This window comes from Microlunatus kandeliicorticis, from assembly GCF_014137855.1.
GTDB lineage: Bacteria > Actinomycetota > Actinomycetes > Propionibacteriales > Propionibacteriaceae > Microlunatus > Microlunatus kandeliicorticis.
Genome location: NZ_JACGWT010000003.1, coordinates 225,042 through 239,494, shown reverse-complemented (window position 1 = coordinate 239,494; position 14,453 = coordinate 225,042). Strand labels below are relative to the sequence as shown.

Here is a 14,453-nt window from a genome sequence, read left to right as displayed (position 1 = left end):
TGACGAACTCCTGTTGGGCTTCCGGGCCGAGACGGAGGAAGCTTGATCACGCGGGTCGCGGTCGACCCGCCCGGACGAGGAGGCGTGCCGATGGCCGCTCAGCAGACCCGTGGTCCGATGCGGGCGGAGGAGTCGGTGGCGCCCGACCGGCTCGCCGCCGGCGTGCTCGGCAGCGCCGGCCGGATCGAGGTGGTCGAACCCGCGACCGGTGACGTGCTCGGCGTCGTCCCGCGGTCGTCGGCCGACGACGTCGAACGCGCCTACGCGCGCGCACGGGCCGGGCAACGTGGCTGGGCCGCCCGCTCGCCGCGGCAACGGGCGGCGGTGGCCGGACGGCTCGCGGACCTGATGCTGCACCGCCGGGACGTGGGACTCGACCTGCTCCAGCGCGAGACCGGGAAGACCCGCGCGCACGCGTTCGAGGAGCTGGTCGAGGCGGTGCTGTCGAGCCAGTACTACGCCCGGCACACCGCACGGCTGCTCCGGCCGGAACGGCGACAGGGCACCTTCCCGCTGCTCACCCAGGCCGTCGAGCTGCACCACCCCCGGGGCGTGATCGGACTGATCTCGCCGTGGAACTACCCGCTGGCCCTGAGCATGGACGTGCTGCCGGCCCTGATGGCCGGGAACGCGGTGGTGCACAAGGCCGACAGCACCACACCGTTCTCCGCGTTGTGGATCCGGTCGTTGATGATCGAGGCCGGGCTGCCGGCCGAGGTGTGGCAGGTGGTGGTCGGCGACCCCGACGAGATCGGCGACCCGCTGATCGACCATGCCGACTACGTCGCCTTCACCGGGTCGACCGAGGCCGGTCGACGGATCGCAGCCCGGTGCGGCGAGCGGTTGATCGGCTGCTCGCTCGAGCTCGGCGGGAAGAACCCGATGCTGGTGCTGTCCGACGCCGATCTCGAGCTGGCCGCGACCGCGGCGGTCCGCGCCTGCTTCGGCAGCGCCGGCCAGCTCTGCGTGGGGATCGAGCGGATCCTGGTCGAGGAGCCGGTCTACACCGCGTTCGTCAGCCGGTTCGTCGAGCGGGTGCGCGGGCTCCGGCTCGGGGCGCCGCTCGGATTCGGTGCCGACGTCGGCTCGCTGGCCTCGGCCCGCCAGCTCGACCGGATCACCGCGCTGGTCGACCGGGCCCGGGCCGAGGGCGCCACGGTTCTGGCCGGCGGTGAGCCCCGCCCGGACGCCGGGCCGTGGTTCTACGCACCGACGGTGCTGGCCGACGTCCCGGCCGACTCGACGGTCGAGCGCGAGGAGACCTTCGGTCCGGTGGTGACGGTCCGGCCGGTACCCGACGTCGAGGCCGGGATCGCGGCGGCCAACGACACGGTCTACGGCCTCAACGCCGCGGTGTTCGGCCGCGACGTGTCCCGGGCCCGCGCCGTGGCGGCGCGGATCGAGGCCGGGACGGTGAGCATCAACGAGGGCTACGCAGCCGCGTACGGCTCGCAGGGCGCTCCGATGGGCGGTCGGAAGGCGTCCGGGCTGGGACGCCGGCACGGACCGTCCGGGCTGCTGCGGTTCACTGAGCCGCAGACCGTGGCCAGCCAGCACCTGGTCGGGTTCGACGCGCCGCCCGCGCTGGGGGAGCGGCGCTACGTCGACCTGGTCAGCCGGGCGTTGCTGCTGACCCGCCGGCTGCACGTGCGCTGAGGCGGGCGGCTCAGTCCCCGGGCGATTCAGTCCGCCGGCGGCGCGTCCGGGGTGTCGGTGAGCGCGCGTTGCATCCAGGCGACGTCGTGCCAGCGCCCGTGCTTCCAGCCGACCCGGCGGAAGGTGCCGACGGGTTCGAACCCGAGCGCGGTGTGCAGCCCGACGCTGGCCTCGTTGGGCAGCGCCATCCCGGCGAGCGCGAGGCGCAGCCCGCGGGCGGCGAGCCGGGGGAGCAATGCCTGGTAGAGGGCGCGACCGGCGCCGCCGCGACGCAGGCCGGGCTCGAGGTAGACGCTGACCTCGCAGGAGTGCCGGTAGGCCTCGCGGGTGCGGAAGGTGGAGCCGTAGGCGTAGCCGACCACCCGGTCGTCGTCTGGCGCGGTCGCCACCAGCCAGGCGTGCCCGACCTGCGCGGCGGCGATCCGGCGCGCGAGCTCGTCGGCGTCGGGTGGCACCAGCTCGAAGCTGATCGCGGTGTCGCGGACGTACGGGGCGTAGATCGCCGCGCAGGCGTCCGCGTCGTCGGCGGTGGCGTCGCGAACGCGCCAGTCGGTCATCGTCAGCCCGTCGGCGGGTGGACGACGATCTTGCCGACCAGCTCGCCGTCGATCATGGCGCGCATCCCGGCGTGCAGGTCGGCGAGCGCGGCTGTGCGGTCGATCACCGGGCGGACGCCGGTGGTCTCGAGCATCCGGAGCAGCTGGAGCAGCTCGGCCCGGGTGCAGCCGGTCGAGCCGAGGATCCGCTGCTGGAGATAGAAGACGCGGCCGAGGTCGGCGGGCGGGTTCATCCCGCTGGTGGCGCCGGCGACGACCACCGTGCCGCCCGGCCGGAGCGCTTTGAGCGAGTGCGACCAGGTGGCCTCACCGACCGTCTCGATCACCACGTCGACGCGTTCGGGCAGCCGGGCGCCGCTCTCGACACCGGTCGCACCCCAGCCCTCGGCGATGGCGAGCTTGTCCGCCGAGCGCGACGTCGCGTAGACCTTGGCGCCGGCCGCGCCCGCGAGCTTGATCGCCGCCGAGGCGACCCCGCCCCCCGCGCCCTGGACCAGCACCCGGTCGCCTGGACGGATCGCGGCCTGGACGAACAGCATCCGGTAGGCGGTGCCCCAGGCGATCGGCAGGCAGACCGCCTCGTCCAGGGTGAGGAAGTCGGGCAGCGGGATCAGGTTGCGTTCGGGCACCACCAGGTGCTCGGCGAACCCGCCGTCGTAGCGCTCGGAGAGCAGCGACCGCTGCGGGTCGAGGGTCTCGTCCCCGCCGCCGCGGTCGGCCGAGGCGATCACCGGGTAGACGAGGACCGCGCTGCCGTCGTCGGTGTACCCGGCGGCGTCGCAGCCGAGGATCCGTGGCAGCTGGTCGGCCGGGTGCCCGACCCCGCGCAGCGTCCACACGTCGTGCAGGTTGAGCGAGCTCGCCGCCACCCGGATCCGGACCCAGCCCGGCGGCGGCTCCGGGTCGGCGACGTCACCGACCACCAGCCCGCTCAGCGGGTCGTCGGCGCTCTGGGACACGGCGGACGCGGCAAGCATGTCCCTATGGTGCATGCGAGCATCGACCGCGGGTGTGCGGACGGCGGGAGAGTCTGATGACGGAGACGGCGGAGCGACAGGCACTGGAGTCCTATCGATCAAGAGTGCGGGGATCGCTGCTGGGAGGAGCGATCGGTGATGCCCTCGGCGGTCCGGTCGAGTTTTGGGACCTGCCCCGGATCCGGGCCGTCTGCGGTCCCGACGGGGTGCGGAGCTACCAACCCGCGACGGTCGACGGGGTGCCGGGCCACGGCTGGATCACCGACGACACGCAGATGACGCTCTTCACCGTCGAGGGGATCATCCGGGCCTCGGTGCGGACCGACCGCGGGCTCGGATTCACGGTCGCGGTCCTCCAACACGCCTACGACCGGTGGCTCGACACCCAGCAGCTCGACGGTCCGGACGGAACCCGGGACGGGTGGCTGATCGGGCAACGCTGGCTGTACTCGCGCCGGGCGCCCGGGACGACCTGCCTGCAAGCGCTCGAGACCGCCCGGGACGGCCACCGGAGCATCAGCCCCTTCGGACGCCCGGCGGTCAACGGATCCAAGGGCTGCGGCGGGGTGATGCGCAGCGCGCCGTTCGGCTTGGTGTGGCCGGGAGCGGGCTATCCGCTCGACTGGACGTTCGACGCGGCGGCGGAGGCGGCGGGCTTCACCCACGGTCACGTCACCGGTCGGTTGGCATCGGGAGCACTGGCTTCCCTGGTCGGCGCGCTCGTGCGGGGCCGTTCGCTGGCCGAGGCGGTCGAGGACACCCTCGGACTGCTCGAGCGACGCGACGGCCACCAGGAGACGAGCCGCGCCATCGTCAGGGCCGTCGAGGCCGCGCGCCACCCAGCTGACGCGGCAGTGGTCGAGTCGCTCGGTGCCGGCTGGATCGCCGAGGAGGCGCTCGCGGTCGGGCTCTACGCCGCTCTCGCGCACCCGGAGCCGGGGGAGGTGCTCGACGCGCTCGCTCTCGCGGTTACGCACTCCGGCGACAGCGACTCCACCGGGTCGATCTGCGGCAATCTGCTCGGAGCGCTGCACGGTGAGACCGCACTGCCTCCCGAGCTGGTCTTCGAGGTCGAGGGCCGCGGCACCATCCTGACGCTGGCCGACGACCTCTGCACCGAGTTCACGGTCGGAAGGGAGCTGCACGGCGACTACGGCCCCTTCACCCGGTGGACCACTCGCTATCCCGGGTGGTAAGTAGCGGCGTCGGGGCCACCGGATCTTCCTGTGGGCAGACCCGACAGCCGTGAACGCACCACGGCCCCGGTCCTGTCGGGCCGGGGCCGTGGGCGTTCGAGGGGGAGGATCAGATGTCGTAGTACATCTCGAACTCGTGCGGGTGCGGACGCAGCCGGATCGCGTCGATGTCGGCGCGCTTCAGCTCGACCCAGGTCTCGATCAGGTCCGGGGTGAACACGTCGCCCTGCAGCAGGAACTCGTGGTCGGCCTCGAGCGAGTCGAGCACGCCGTCCAGGCTGGCCGGGACGGTGGGCACCGACGCGTGCTCCTCGGGCGGCAGCTCGTAGAGGTCCTTGTCGACCGGGGCACCGGGCTCGGTCTTGTTGAGGATGCCGTCGACGCCGGCCAGCAGGATCGCCGAGAACGCGAGGTAGGGGTTGCTCGACGGGTCCGGGCAGCGGAACTCGATGCGCTTGGCCTTCGGGTTCGAGCCGGTGATCGGGATCCGGATGCAGGCCGAGCGGTTGCGCTGGCTGTAGACCAGGTTGACCGGGGCCTCGAAGCCCGGCACCAGCCGGTGGTAGCTGTTCACCGTCGGGTTGGTGAAGGCCAGCAGCGACGGAGCGTGGGCCAGGATGCCGCCGATGTACCAGCGGGCCAGGTCGGACAGCCCGCCGTAGCCGGCCTCGTCGTAGAACAGCGGCTCGCCGCCGTTCCAGATCGAGCTGTGCACGTGCATGCCCGAGCCGTTGTCGCCGAAGATCGGCTTCGGCATGAAGGTCGCGGTCTTGCCGGCCGCCCAAGCGGTGTTCTTCACCAGGTACTTGAACTTCATCACGTCGTCGCCCGCCTTGAGCAACGTGTTGAAGCGGTAGTTGATCTCGGCCTGGCCGGCGGTGCCGACCTCGTGGTGGGCCCGCTCGACGGTCAGCCCGGTCGCCTCCATGTTGCGCACCATGTCGTCGCGCAGGTCGGCGAAGTGGTCGACCGGCGGCACCGGGAAGTAGCCGCCCTTGTACTTGACCTTGTAGCCGCGGTTGCCGCCCTCTTCCTCGCGGCCGGTGTTCCAGGCACCCGCGATCGAGTCGATCGCGTAGTAGCCGGTGTTCTGCTTGGTCTCGAAGCGGACGTCGTCGAAGACGTAGAACTCGGCCTCGGGCGCGAAGAACGCGGTGTCGCCGACGCCGGTCGAGGCCAGGTAGGCCTCGGCCTTGCGGGCGATGTTGCGCGGGTCGCGGCTGTAGGCCTCCTTGGTCAGCGGGTCGTGCACGAAGAAGTTCAGGACCAGCGTCTTGGCCTTGCGGAACGGGTCGACGTAGGCGGTCGTCGGGTCCGGCATGAGCGCCATGTCGGACTCGTGGATCTTCTGGAAGCCGCGGATCGAGCTGCCGTCGAAGGCGAGCCCGTCCTCGAACACCGACTCGTCGAACGAGCCGGCCGGGACGGCGAAGTGCTGCATGATGCCCGGGAGATCGCAGAAGCGGATGTCGACGGTCTCGACACCCTCATCCCGGACGTAGGCCAACAGGTCGTCGGCGCCTTGGAACATGGGTCCTCCGGTGAAGTCGGTGCTGCTCGGTGCTGAACAACGAGACGATCTGGACGAACGGACCGGATCTCGCGCGAGCAGGGCTGCTGGATGTGGGGCCCCCGCCCATGAAGGATCCTGCCCGATTCAGCACTCGGCCGCCGCGCTGGGTCGGCGCTGAGCCTAGGAACACGCCATTTCCCGGCCGTTGCGCGATTGTTTCGCCCGGGTTACACGTGCGGGCTCCTCAGCCGGGTTCGTGACGACTGTCCACATACCGGTCGCCGGGTAGCCTCGACGGCGTGAGTCGAGCCGACCGTCAGGACCGCGCGGACGACCGCTGGGTCGAGCACCCCGAACCGCGGTACCCCGGCGAGCGGCTCGGCCTCCCCGAGACCGGACGCACGTCGCTCGCCTCGTGGAAGAGCCGGATCGGTGCTCTCGTCCTCGACTGGGCGCTCAGCATGCTGATCGCCATCGCGATCTTCAGCCCGGCCGTGCTGACCGAGACGGACTGGCGCCGGTTCATGACCCTGGCCGTCTTCTTCGTCGAGTCCGCCCTGCTGTCGGCCACCGCCGGTGGCAGCTTCGGCCAGCTGCTGCTGCGGATCGCCGTGATGCGGCTCGACGGCCGGCCGCTCGGCGTCCCGCGAGCGATCGCCCGGGCCGCCCTGGTCAGCCTGGCGCTGCCGCCGCTGATCGTCGACGGCAACCGTCGCGGTCTGCAGGACATGATCTGCGGCACCGTGGTCGTCAACCGGCGCTGAGCCCTTCAACAGGCTCAGGGCACGGTAAGGGTTGGTTCGCCAGGGCAGCCCCTCAGAGGACGGCCCCGGGGTTGAGGATGCCCTGCGGGTCGAGCGCTGCCTTGATCCGCCGGCTGACCTCCATCACCTCGGGGCCGAGCTGGTCGGGGAGCGCGGCCTTCTTGAGCCGTCCGACCCCGTGCTCGCCGGTGATCGTGCCGCCGAGCGAGATGGCCAGGCTCATCACCTCGGCGAAGGCTCTCGCGGCCCGCTCGGTCGAGTCGGGATCGCTCGCGTCGTAGACCACGATCGGATGGGTGTTGCCGTCGCCGGCGTGCGCGACGGTGGGGATCTCGACCCGGTGCCTCGCGGCGATCGCCGCGATCCCGGTGATCAGCTCGGGCAGCACCGGCAGCGGCGCGCCGACGTCCTCGAGCATGATCGAGCCGCGCTTCTCGATCGCGTGGAAGGCCACCCGGCGGCCCTCGGCGAACATCTCGCCCTCCTCGGGATCGTCGGTGACGAAGGTCTCGCGCGCGCCGACGGTGTCGCAGATCTGTTGCAGCACGGAGATCTCGCGGCTGCAGCTCTCGCCCGGCGCGTCCGACTGGATGATCAACATCGCACCGGCGCTGCGGTCCAGCCCCATCGCCCGATAGTCCTCGACGGCGTTGATCGAGGCGTTGTCCATCAGCTCGACCATCGACGGCCGGATGTTGCGGCACATCTCCACCACCGACCGTGCCGCGGTCTCGACGTCGTCGTAGATCGCCACCAGGGTCGAGCGGCTGGGCTGGGCCGGGATCAGCCGCAGGATCCCGCGGGTGATCACTCCCAGCAGCCCCTCGCTGCCGACGAAGAGCTTGATCAGACTCAGCCCGGCGACGTCCTTGAGCCGCGGCCCGCCGAGCTGCAGCTTGGTGCCGTCGGCCAGCACCACGTCGAGGGCGAGCACGTAGTCGGTGGTCACTCCGTACTTGACGCAGCACAGCCCGCCGGCGTTGGTGGCGAGGTTGCCGCCGATCGAGCACATCTCGTACGACGACGGGTCCGGCGGGTACCAGAGCCCGTGCTCGGCCGCGGCCCGCTTCACCTCGACGTTGAGCGCGCCGGGCTCGACCACCGCGATCCGCAGGTTCGGGTCGACCTCGACCGACCGCATCCGATCCAGGCTGAGCACCAGACCCTGCTCGACCGCCGTCGACCCGCCGGACAGCCCGCTGCCCGCGCCGCGCGGGACCACCGGGACCCGGTGCTCGGAGGCCCAGCGCATCGTCGTCTGCACCTGGTCGGCGTCGGTGGGCCGGACGACGGCCAGCGGCATCCCCGCGGTCTCGTCGTGCGCCCAGTCGTACCGGTAGGGCTCCATGCTGACCGGGTCGGTGATCACCGTCTTCTCCGGCAGCTGTGCGATCAGCGACTCCAGCGGCGCGTCCATGGCCCCAAAGCTAGTCCGGTTACTGTGCGGCCATGGCCGGAGCCTTCGTCACCCGCGCTCTGGTGCTGGGGGTCGTCCGGCTGTTCGAGCCGGTCAACGGCTACCAGGTGACCCGCGAGCTGATGTCCTGGCAGGTCGAGGACTGGGCCAAGCTCAAGCCGGGGTCGGTCTACTCGATGCTCGCGACGCTCACCAAGCAGGACGCGATCCTGCGCCACGACCTCACCGACGGGACCCGCCCGGTCGCCGTCTACGAGACGACCGCGAGCGGTCGGGACGAGTTCGCCCGGATGATCCGCGAGGCGCTCGACGGCAGCCAGGGCTTCGAGCGACCGGTGCTCGACACCGGACTCGCCTTCGCGCCCTACCTGACCCGCCGGGAGGTGATCACCGCGCTGGACGCCCGACTCGACCGGCTCGACGCCGTGGGCGCCGAGGTGGCGGAGGCCATCGCCGGCGCCGGTCAGACCGTCCCGCCCCACGTCGCGCACATGATGGGGCTCGACCAGAGCCTGCGGACCGCGGAGCGCACCTGGCTGGCCGACTTCCGGGACCGGCTGGATGACGGCTACCTGGCGTTCCTCGGCGAGCCGCAGACCTGGATGCCCGGCCCGGACGACGCCGGCTGGGAGATGGTCGAGCAGCGTCGGCGCTACCGCGAGCTGCTCGACGCGTCGTCCGCCACCGGTCGCTGACCACCGGCGGCGGCGTAGGCCGCCGCGGGGCGAGAAAAGTGTCGGACCCCCGATCAACAATCGACTGCACCCTGGTCCCACCCTGACGGGGCCGGAATCCTCTTGACAGCTGACTGCTCAAACTTGAACACTCAAACTTGAACACGGCGGGCGTCGACCCGCCGGGGACCGAGGAGGGGCTCATGATCCGAGCGCGCGGCCTGGTGCGCACCTTCGAGACGCGGCGCGGCCGCGAGAAGGTGAGCGTCCGGGCGGTCGACGGCGTCGACCTCGACGTGGACGCCGGCGAGATCGTCGGGTTCCTCGGTCCCAACGGCGCCGGGAAGACCACGACGCTGCGGATCCTCACCACCCTGCTGAAGCCGACCGCGGGGACGGCGACGGTCGCCGGTCACGACCTGGCCGGCGACCCGGTCGGCGTCCGGCGCTCGATCGGCTACGTGTCGCAGAGCGGTCTGGTGAGCTCGGAGGCCCGGGCGGGCGAGGAGGTCGTCGACCACGCCCTGCTCTACGGGATCAGCCGGGAGCGGGCGGTCCGACGCGGCCGCGAGCTCTTCGAGCAGCTCGATCTCGACGGGATGTGGGAGCGACAGGCCAAGAAGATGTCCGGCGGCCAGCGCCGCCGTCTCGACATCGCGATGGGGCTGGTGCACGACCCGCAGCTGGTGTTCCTCGACGAGCCGACCACCGGGCTCGACCCGCAGGCCCGGGCCAATCTCTGGACCCACATCGGTTCGCTCCGCGACACCCACGGCAGCACCGTCTTCCTCACCACCCACTACCTCGACGAGGCCGACGCGCTCTGCGACCGGATCTTCGTCATCGACCACGGGGTGATCGTGGCCAGCGACACCCCGGACAACCTCAAGCGCAGCGTGCGCGGTGACCTGATCGAGCTGACCGTCCAGGACGAGCAGCAGGCCGAGGCGGCGGCGCGCCGGCTCGCCGGCCTCGACGGGGCCAGCGAGGGCTCGACCAGCGGCGTGACCACCAGCATCCGCGTCCCGCAGGCAGGGTCGGCGCTGCCGGGCCTGCTCCGCTCCCTCGACGCCGACGGCATCGCGCTGGCCGGTGTCGAGGTCCGTCGCCCGACCCTGGACGACGTCTTCCTGACCATGACCGGACGGTCGCTCCGAGACGACGAGGCAGCCTGATGAGCACACCCGAGACCGAGTTCCGCGCCGGCGACGACGCGACGGCACCCGCAGCGGCGACGACGGCCGGAACGGGCACCGCGCCGATGGCCTCCGTGACGACCGCCGGCGGGGGCGGCCGGCGCGTCCGCGACACCGACGGCGGCACCGCCCGCGTCGGTTTCCTCGGCGAGACGCTGATCGTGTTCCGCCGCCAGCTCCGGCTCGCCCTGCGCAACCCCGCCTGGGTGCTGATCGGGTTGGCGCAGCCGATCCTCTACCTGGCGCTGTTCGGGCCGCTGCTCAAGCCGCTGGCCCCGGCGCTCGGGACCACGAACGCCTACACCCTGTTCGTGCCCGGTCTGCTGCTCCAGCTCGGGCTGTTCGGCGCCTTCTTCGCCGGCTTCGGTCTGCTGGGCGAGTGGCGCGACGGGGTGATCGAGGCGGAGCGGGTGACCCCGGCCAGCCGGGTCGCGCTGCTGCTCGGCCGGGTGCTCCGCGACGTGCTGCAGCTGTTCGTCCAGGGCGTGCTGCTGATCGTGCTCGCGCTGGCGTTCGGGCTCGACGGCTCACCGGGCGGGATGCTGCTCGGGCTGTTGATGGTGATGCTGGTCGGCACCTCCTGCGCGGCCTTCTCCTACGCGCTGGCGCTGACCACCAAGAGCGAGGACGCGATGGCGCCGATCCTCAACATCGTCAGCATGCCGGTCCTGTTGCTCAGCGGCATCCTGCTGCCGATGACCCTCGGGCCCACCTGGCTGCGGGTGATCAGCGACGTGCTGCCGACCAAGCACGTGGTGGACGGCGTGCGTGCGGTGTTCGTCGGCAACTTCGACAGCAGCCAGACGGTCTGGGGCCTCTTCTGGGCGGTGCTGCTCGCGGTCGCCGGGGTGGTGCTCGGCGCCCGGGTGTTCCGCCGCCAGAACGCCTGAAGCCCGGCGCCGCCCGGCTCCGGACACCGGGCCGGGGAGCGGGCCTGCGCCGCATAGCCTGGGTCGGTGGCATATCTCCTGGGCGCCGAAGGTGTCGGACTGAGCTTCCCGACCCGCGACGTCCTCTCCGGTCTCACCCTCGGGCTCAACGAGGGCGACCGGATCGGGGTGGTGGGCCGCAACGGCGACGGCAAGTCGAGCCTGATGCGGATCCTGGCCGGCCGGCTCGAACCGGACACCGGTCGGGTCACCCGCCGGGGCGGCGTCACCGTCGGGTTCCTCGACCAGGGCGACACCCTCGACCCGACGCTGACCGTGGGCACCGCGGTGGTAGGGGATGCGGCCGAGCACGAATGGGCCTCCGACGCCCGGATCCGCGACGTCATCGGCGGGCTGCTCCGCGACCTCGACTGGCTCGCCCCGCTCTCCTCGCTGTCGGGTGGGCAGCGGCGCCGGGTGGCGCTCGCCACGCTGCTGATCGGCGACTGGGACTGCCTGTTCCTCGACGAGCCGACCAACCACCTGGACATCGAGGGCGTCGCCTGGCTGGCCCGCCACCTGAAGTCCCGCTGGCCGGCCGGGGCGGGTGGGCTGCTGGTGGTGACCCACGACCGGTGGTTCCTCGACGAGGTGTCGACGCTCACCTGGGAGGTGCACGACCGGACCGTCGACGCGTTCGACGGCGGGTACGCCGCCTATGTGCTGCAGCGGGTCGAACGCGACCGGCAGGCAGCGGCCAACGAGCTGCGGCGGCAGAACCTGATGCGCAAGGAGCTGGCCTGGCTCCGTCGCGGCGCCCCGGCCCGCACCTCGAAGCCGAAGTTCCGGATCGAGGCGGCCAACCAGCTGATCGCCGCCGAGCCGCCGGTCCGCGACAGCGTCAAGCTGACGCAGCTGGCCACGGCCCGGCTCGGCAAGGACGTCATCGACCTGCTCGACGTCTCGGTCGCCTTCCCCACCCCCGCCGGGCCGCGCCCGGTGCTCGGCGACGTCGAGTGGCGGATCGGACCCGGCGAGCGGTCCGGGATCCTCGGCGCCAACGGGGCGGGCAAGTCGACGCTGCTCAACCTGGTCACCGGAGTGCTCGAACCGACCGGCGGACGGGTCAAGCGCGGCAAGACGGTCAAGGTCGCGACCCTCAGCCAGCAGCTCACCGAGCTCGACGCGATCGGTCACCGGCGGGTCCGTGAGGTCATCGCCGAGCTGCGCACCGGCTACGTGGTCGACGGCAAGGAGTTCACCCCGGGCCAGCTGCTCGAGCGGCTCGGCTTCCCGACCGCCCAGCTGTCCACCCCGATCCGGGACCTGTCGGGCGGTCAGCGGCGCCGGCTCCAGCTGCTGCTGATCCTGCTCGACGAACCGAATGTGCTGGTGCTCGACGAGCCGACCAACGACCTCGACACCGACATGCTCGCCGCCCTCGAGGACCTGCTCGACAGCTGGCCGGGCACCCTACTGGTGGCCACTCACGACCGCTATCTGCTCGAGCGGGTCACCGACCAGCAGTACGCGGTGATCGACGGCCACCTGCGGCACCTGCCCGGCGGGGTCGACCAGTACCTGCAGCTCTCGGCCGAGCGGCGGAGCCGGGGGAGCAACCCGAGCGACGCCGGGACGGCTCCAGCGGCAGCTCCGACTGCCGGGCCGTCCGCCGCCGAGCGCCGCACGATGGGCAAGGAGCTCGCCGCCGCCGAACGCCAGCTCAACCGGCTGCAGGAGCGCGCGGCCACCCTCCACGCCACCCTCGCCGAGACCGACCCGTCCGACTACGGCCGGCTGACCGAGCTCGGCAGCGAGCTCTCCGGGGTCCAGGCCGAGATCGAGGACGCCGAGCTCCGTTGGCTCGAGCTCGCCGAACGGATCGAGGCCTCGGTCTGAGCAACGCCCGGCACGGTGCCCGAGCGTGCCGAAGGGCGTTCTGAGCGGTCGCGGCGCTCCACCACCGCGCCCTGAGCTTGTCGAAGAGCGTTCTGCGTGCGGGCTTCGCCACCGCGCCCTGAGCTTGTCGAAGGGCGTTCTGGGTGCGGGTGGAGCGCTTCGACGGGCTCAGCACGCGTGATCAGAGCTCAGCGCGTGAGGTGACCACCGTGCCCTGAGCTTGTCGAAGGGCGTTGGGCGTGCGGTTGGGGCGCTTCGACGGGCTCAGCACGCGTGATCAGAGCTCAGCGCGTGAGGTGACCACCGTGCCCTGAGCTTGTCGAAGGGCGTTGTGCCTGCGGGTGGAGCGCTTCGACAGGCTCAGCGCGCGTGATTTGGGGGCTCGGCGTGCGAGGTGAGCACCGTGCCCTGAGCTTGTCGAAGGGTGTTGTGCCTGCGGGTGGAGCGCTTCGACAGGCTCAGCGCGCGTGATTCCGGGGCTCGGTGCGCGAGGCGGCGCTTCGACAGGCTCAGCGCACGTCACCGAGAAGCTCGGCGCACCTGGCCGACAAGCGCGCGGGTGAGGCCCAGCGGGCGGGTGGGTCAGGGGCCGAGGAGCCAGCGGGTGACGTCGACGCGGACCAGCAGGCGTTCGCCCCAGGGGTGCGGGTCGGAGGCGTCCCAGCCGTGGTACTTGGCGGCGAACGCGGCGATCACCGCGGGTCGGTCGGCGGGGGAGAGCAGCGAGGCGGTGCCCTCGGCGACCGCACCGTCGGAGCCGGCCGAGCCCTCGACGGCCAGCGACACCCGCGCATCGGCGCGCAGCAGCTTCGCCTTGGTCGTCGCCGCCGGCGTGGTGAACCAGACACTTTCGTCGTGCTCGACGAACCAGACCGGCGTCACGTGCGGCGGACCGTCGGCCCGGTTGACCGCCACCCAGACGCAGTCGGCGTCCGCCCAGCGGGTCGGCACCGGGTCAGCGACCCCGCATCGCGCGCTGCGACCCACGCGCCTGCCGCGCGCTGGTCGGCATCGGGCCCTTGGGCACCGGGAGGGTCGGCCGCACCGCGTCGAGCGCCCGCAGCCGGCTCTTCAGGTCGGTGATCTGGTTGGGCAGCAGTGTCTTGGGCATCTTGCGCACGTGGTCGGCCAGCTTGTTCAGCGGCACCTGACCGGGCTTGTCGCCCATCACCAGCGTCGTCGCCTTGATCCCGTAGGAGACCCGCTCGTGCTTCTTGGCCTCGCTGGCCAGCAGCGCCTTGACGCGGTTCGGGTCGCCCTCACCGATCAGGATCAGCCCGCCCGGCCCGACGGCCCGGTGCACGCAGTCGAGCTGGCGGTTGGCCGCGATCGCCGCGCTGTAGGTCCACTGCTTGGGCAGCATCGAGAGCGCGACCTCGGCCGAGCCGGCCTGCCCGGCGTACCGGGTGAAGGTCGCCTTCTTGGTCCGCTGGACCAGCAGCAGCATCGCGGCCAGCAGGCCGAGCATGATCCCGAGGAAGGTGGCGTAGATCGGGTGCCCGATCAGCAGGCCGATCACCACCCCCAGCACGACCGGCACCAGGAACGCGCCGGCCAGCAGGAACGGCAGCGGCTTGTCGTACTCGTGGGTGAGCTTGTAGGCCTGCTGGATCTGCCGCAACCGCCCCATGTCGGCAGGGTCGGTGCTGTTCTTGCGGCGCAGCTTCTCCGCCGCCCGGGCCTCCTTGGCCCGGGCCTTGGCCGCCTTCAGCTCGTCGTTCTTCGCCATCGCTTC

Annotated in this window: 13 protein-coding genes; 7 read left to right on the top strand and 6 right to left on the bottom strand. The window is 71.8% G+C overall.

Annotated features, from left to right (window positions below):
• The first annotated feature begins 90 nt into the window (after positions 1-90).
• Entirely contained in the window at positions 91-1,656 is a 1,566-nt protein-coding gene (locus FHX74_RS10165) for a succinic semialdehyde dehydrogenase (RefSeq protein WP_182560011.1), read from the top strand.
• A 26-nt stretch (positions 1,657-1,682) separates the two neighbouring features.
• Here the strand turns inward: FHX74_RS10165 and FHX74_RS10160 are convergent, their stop codons facing one another.
• Both FHX74_RS10160 and FHX74_RS10155 read right to left on the bottom strand, forming a co-directional pair.
• The gene (locus FHX74_RS10160; RefSeq protein WP_182560010.1) at positions 1,683-2,213 is read right to left on the bottom strand and encodes a GNAT family N-acetyltransferase; all 531 of its coding nucleotides are present in this window, start codon (positions 2,211-2,213) and stop codon (positions 1,683-1,685) included.
• A gap of 2 nt (positions 2,214-2,215) precedes the next feature.
• Complete coding sequence (locus FHX74_RS10155; RefSeq protein WP_182560009.1) at positions 2,216-3,190, bottom strand: zinc-binding dehydrogenase; 975 nt, start codon at positions 3,188-3,190, stop codon at positions 2,216-2,218.
• Between the two features lie 56 nt (positions 3,191-3,246).
• On the opposite strand from FHX74_RS10155, the gene FHX74_RS10150 reads away from it, so the two are divergent.
• Positions 3,247-4,386: an ADP-ribosylglycohydrolase family protein gene (locus tag FHX74_RS10150; RefSeq protein WP_182560008.1), complete on the top strand. Its 1,140-nt coding sequence runs from the start codon at positions 3,247-3,249 to the stop codon at positions 4,384-4,386.
• Between the two features lie 109 nt (positions 4,387-4,495).
• On the opposite strand, the gene glnA is transcribed toward FHX74_RS10150, so the two are convergent.
• A complete protein-coding gene (gene glnA, locus FHX74_RS10145; RefSeq protein WP_182560007.1) occupies positions 4,496-5,917 on the bottom strand; it encodes a type I glutamate--ammonia ligase in 1,422 nt (473 codons plus the stop codon).
• Between the two features lie 281 nt (positions 5,918-6,198).
• On the opposite strand from glnA, the gene FHX74_RS20730 reads away from it, so the two are divergent.
• Positions 6,199-6,663, top strand: a complete 465-nt coding sequence (locus FHX74_RS20730; protein WP_182560006.1) for an RDD family protein — start codon at positions 6,199-6,201, stop codon at positions 6,661-6,663.
• Between the two features lie 52 nt (positions 6,664-6,715).
• Here the strand turns inward: FHX74_RS20730 and FHX74_RS10135 are convergent, their stop codons facing one another.
• Positions 6,716-8,080, bottom strand: coding sequence for an FAD-binding oxidoreductase (locus FHX74_RS10135; protein ID WP_182560005.1), 1,365 nt, complete (start codon positions 8,078-8,080; stop codon positions 6,716-6,718).
• A 32-nt stretch (positions 8,081-8,112) separates the two neighbouring features.
• Here FHX74_RS10135 and FHX74_RS10130 point away from each other — a divergent pair, with 32 nt between their 5' ends.
• The 4 genes from FHX74_RS10130 (at position 8,113) to FHX74_RS10115 (ending at position 12,718) form a co-directional block, all read left to right on the top strand.
• Complete coding sequence (locus tag FHX74_RS10130) at positions 8,113-8,775, top strand: PadR family transcriptional regulator (RefSeq protein ID WP_182560004.1); 663 nt, start codon at positions 8,113-8,115, stop codon at positions 8,773-8,775.
• Positions 8,776-8,957: 182 nt separating this feature from the next.
• Positions 8,958-9,929, top strand: a complete 972-nt coding sequence (locus FHX74_RS10125) for an ATP-binding cassette domain-containing protein (RefSeq protein ID WP_182560003.1) — start codon at positions 8,958-8,960, stop codon at positions 9,927-9,929.
• The gene (locus FHX74_RS10120; protein ID WP_235970544.1) at positions 9,929-10,840 is read left to right on the top strand and encodes an ABC transporter permease; all 912 of its coding nucleotides are present in this window, start codon (positions 9,929-9,931) and stop codon (positions 10,838-10,840) included. Before FHX74_RS10125 ends, FHX74_RS10120 begins: the two co-directional genes overlap by 1 nt.
• A 66-nt stretch (positions 10,841-10,906) precedes the next feature.
• The gene (locus FHX74_RS10115) at positions 10,907-12,718 is read left to right on the top strand and encodes an ABC-F family ATP-binding cassette domain-containing protein (RefSeq protein WP_182560002.1); all 1,812 of its coding nucleotides are present in this window, start codon (positions 10,907-10,909) and stop codon (positions 12,716-12,718) included.
• Positions 12,719-13,300: 582 nt separating this feature from the next.
• Here FHX74_RS10115 and FHX74_RS10110 read toward each other — a convergent pair.
• Both FHX74_RS10110 and FHX74_RS10105 read right to left on the bottom strand, forming a co-directional pair.
• A complete protein-coding gene (locus FHX74_RS10110; protein WP_182560001.1) occupies positions 13,301-13,669 on the bottom strand; it encodes a pyridoxamine 5'-phosphate oxidase family protein in 369 nt (122 codons plus the stop codon).
• A 4-nt stretch (positions 13,670-13,673) separates the two neighbouring features.
• The gene (locus FHX74_RS10105) at positions 13,674-14,447 is read right to left on the bottom strand and encodes a DUF4191 domain-containing protein (protein WP_182560000.1); all 774 of its coding nucleotides are present in this window, start codon (positions 14,445-14,447) and stop codon (positions 13,674-13,676) included.
• Positions 14,448-14,453: the final 6 nt, after the last annotated feature.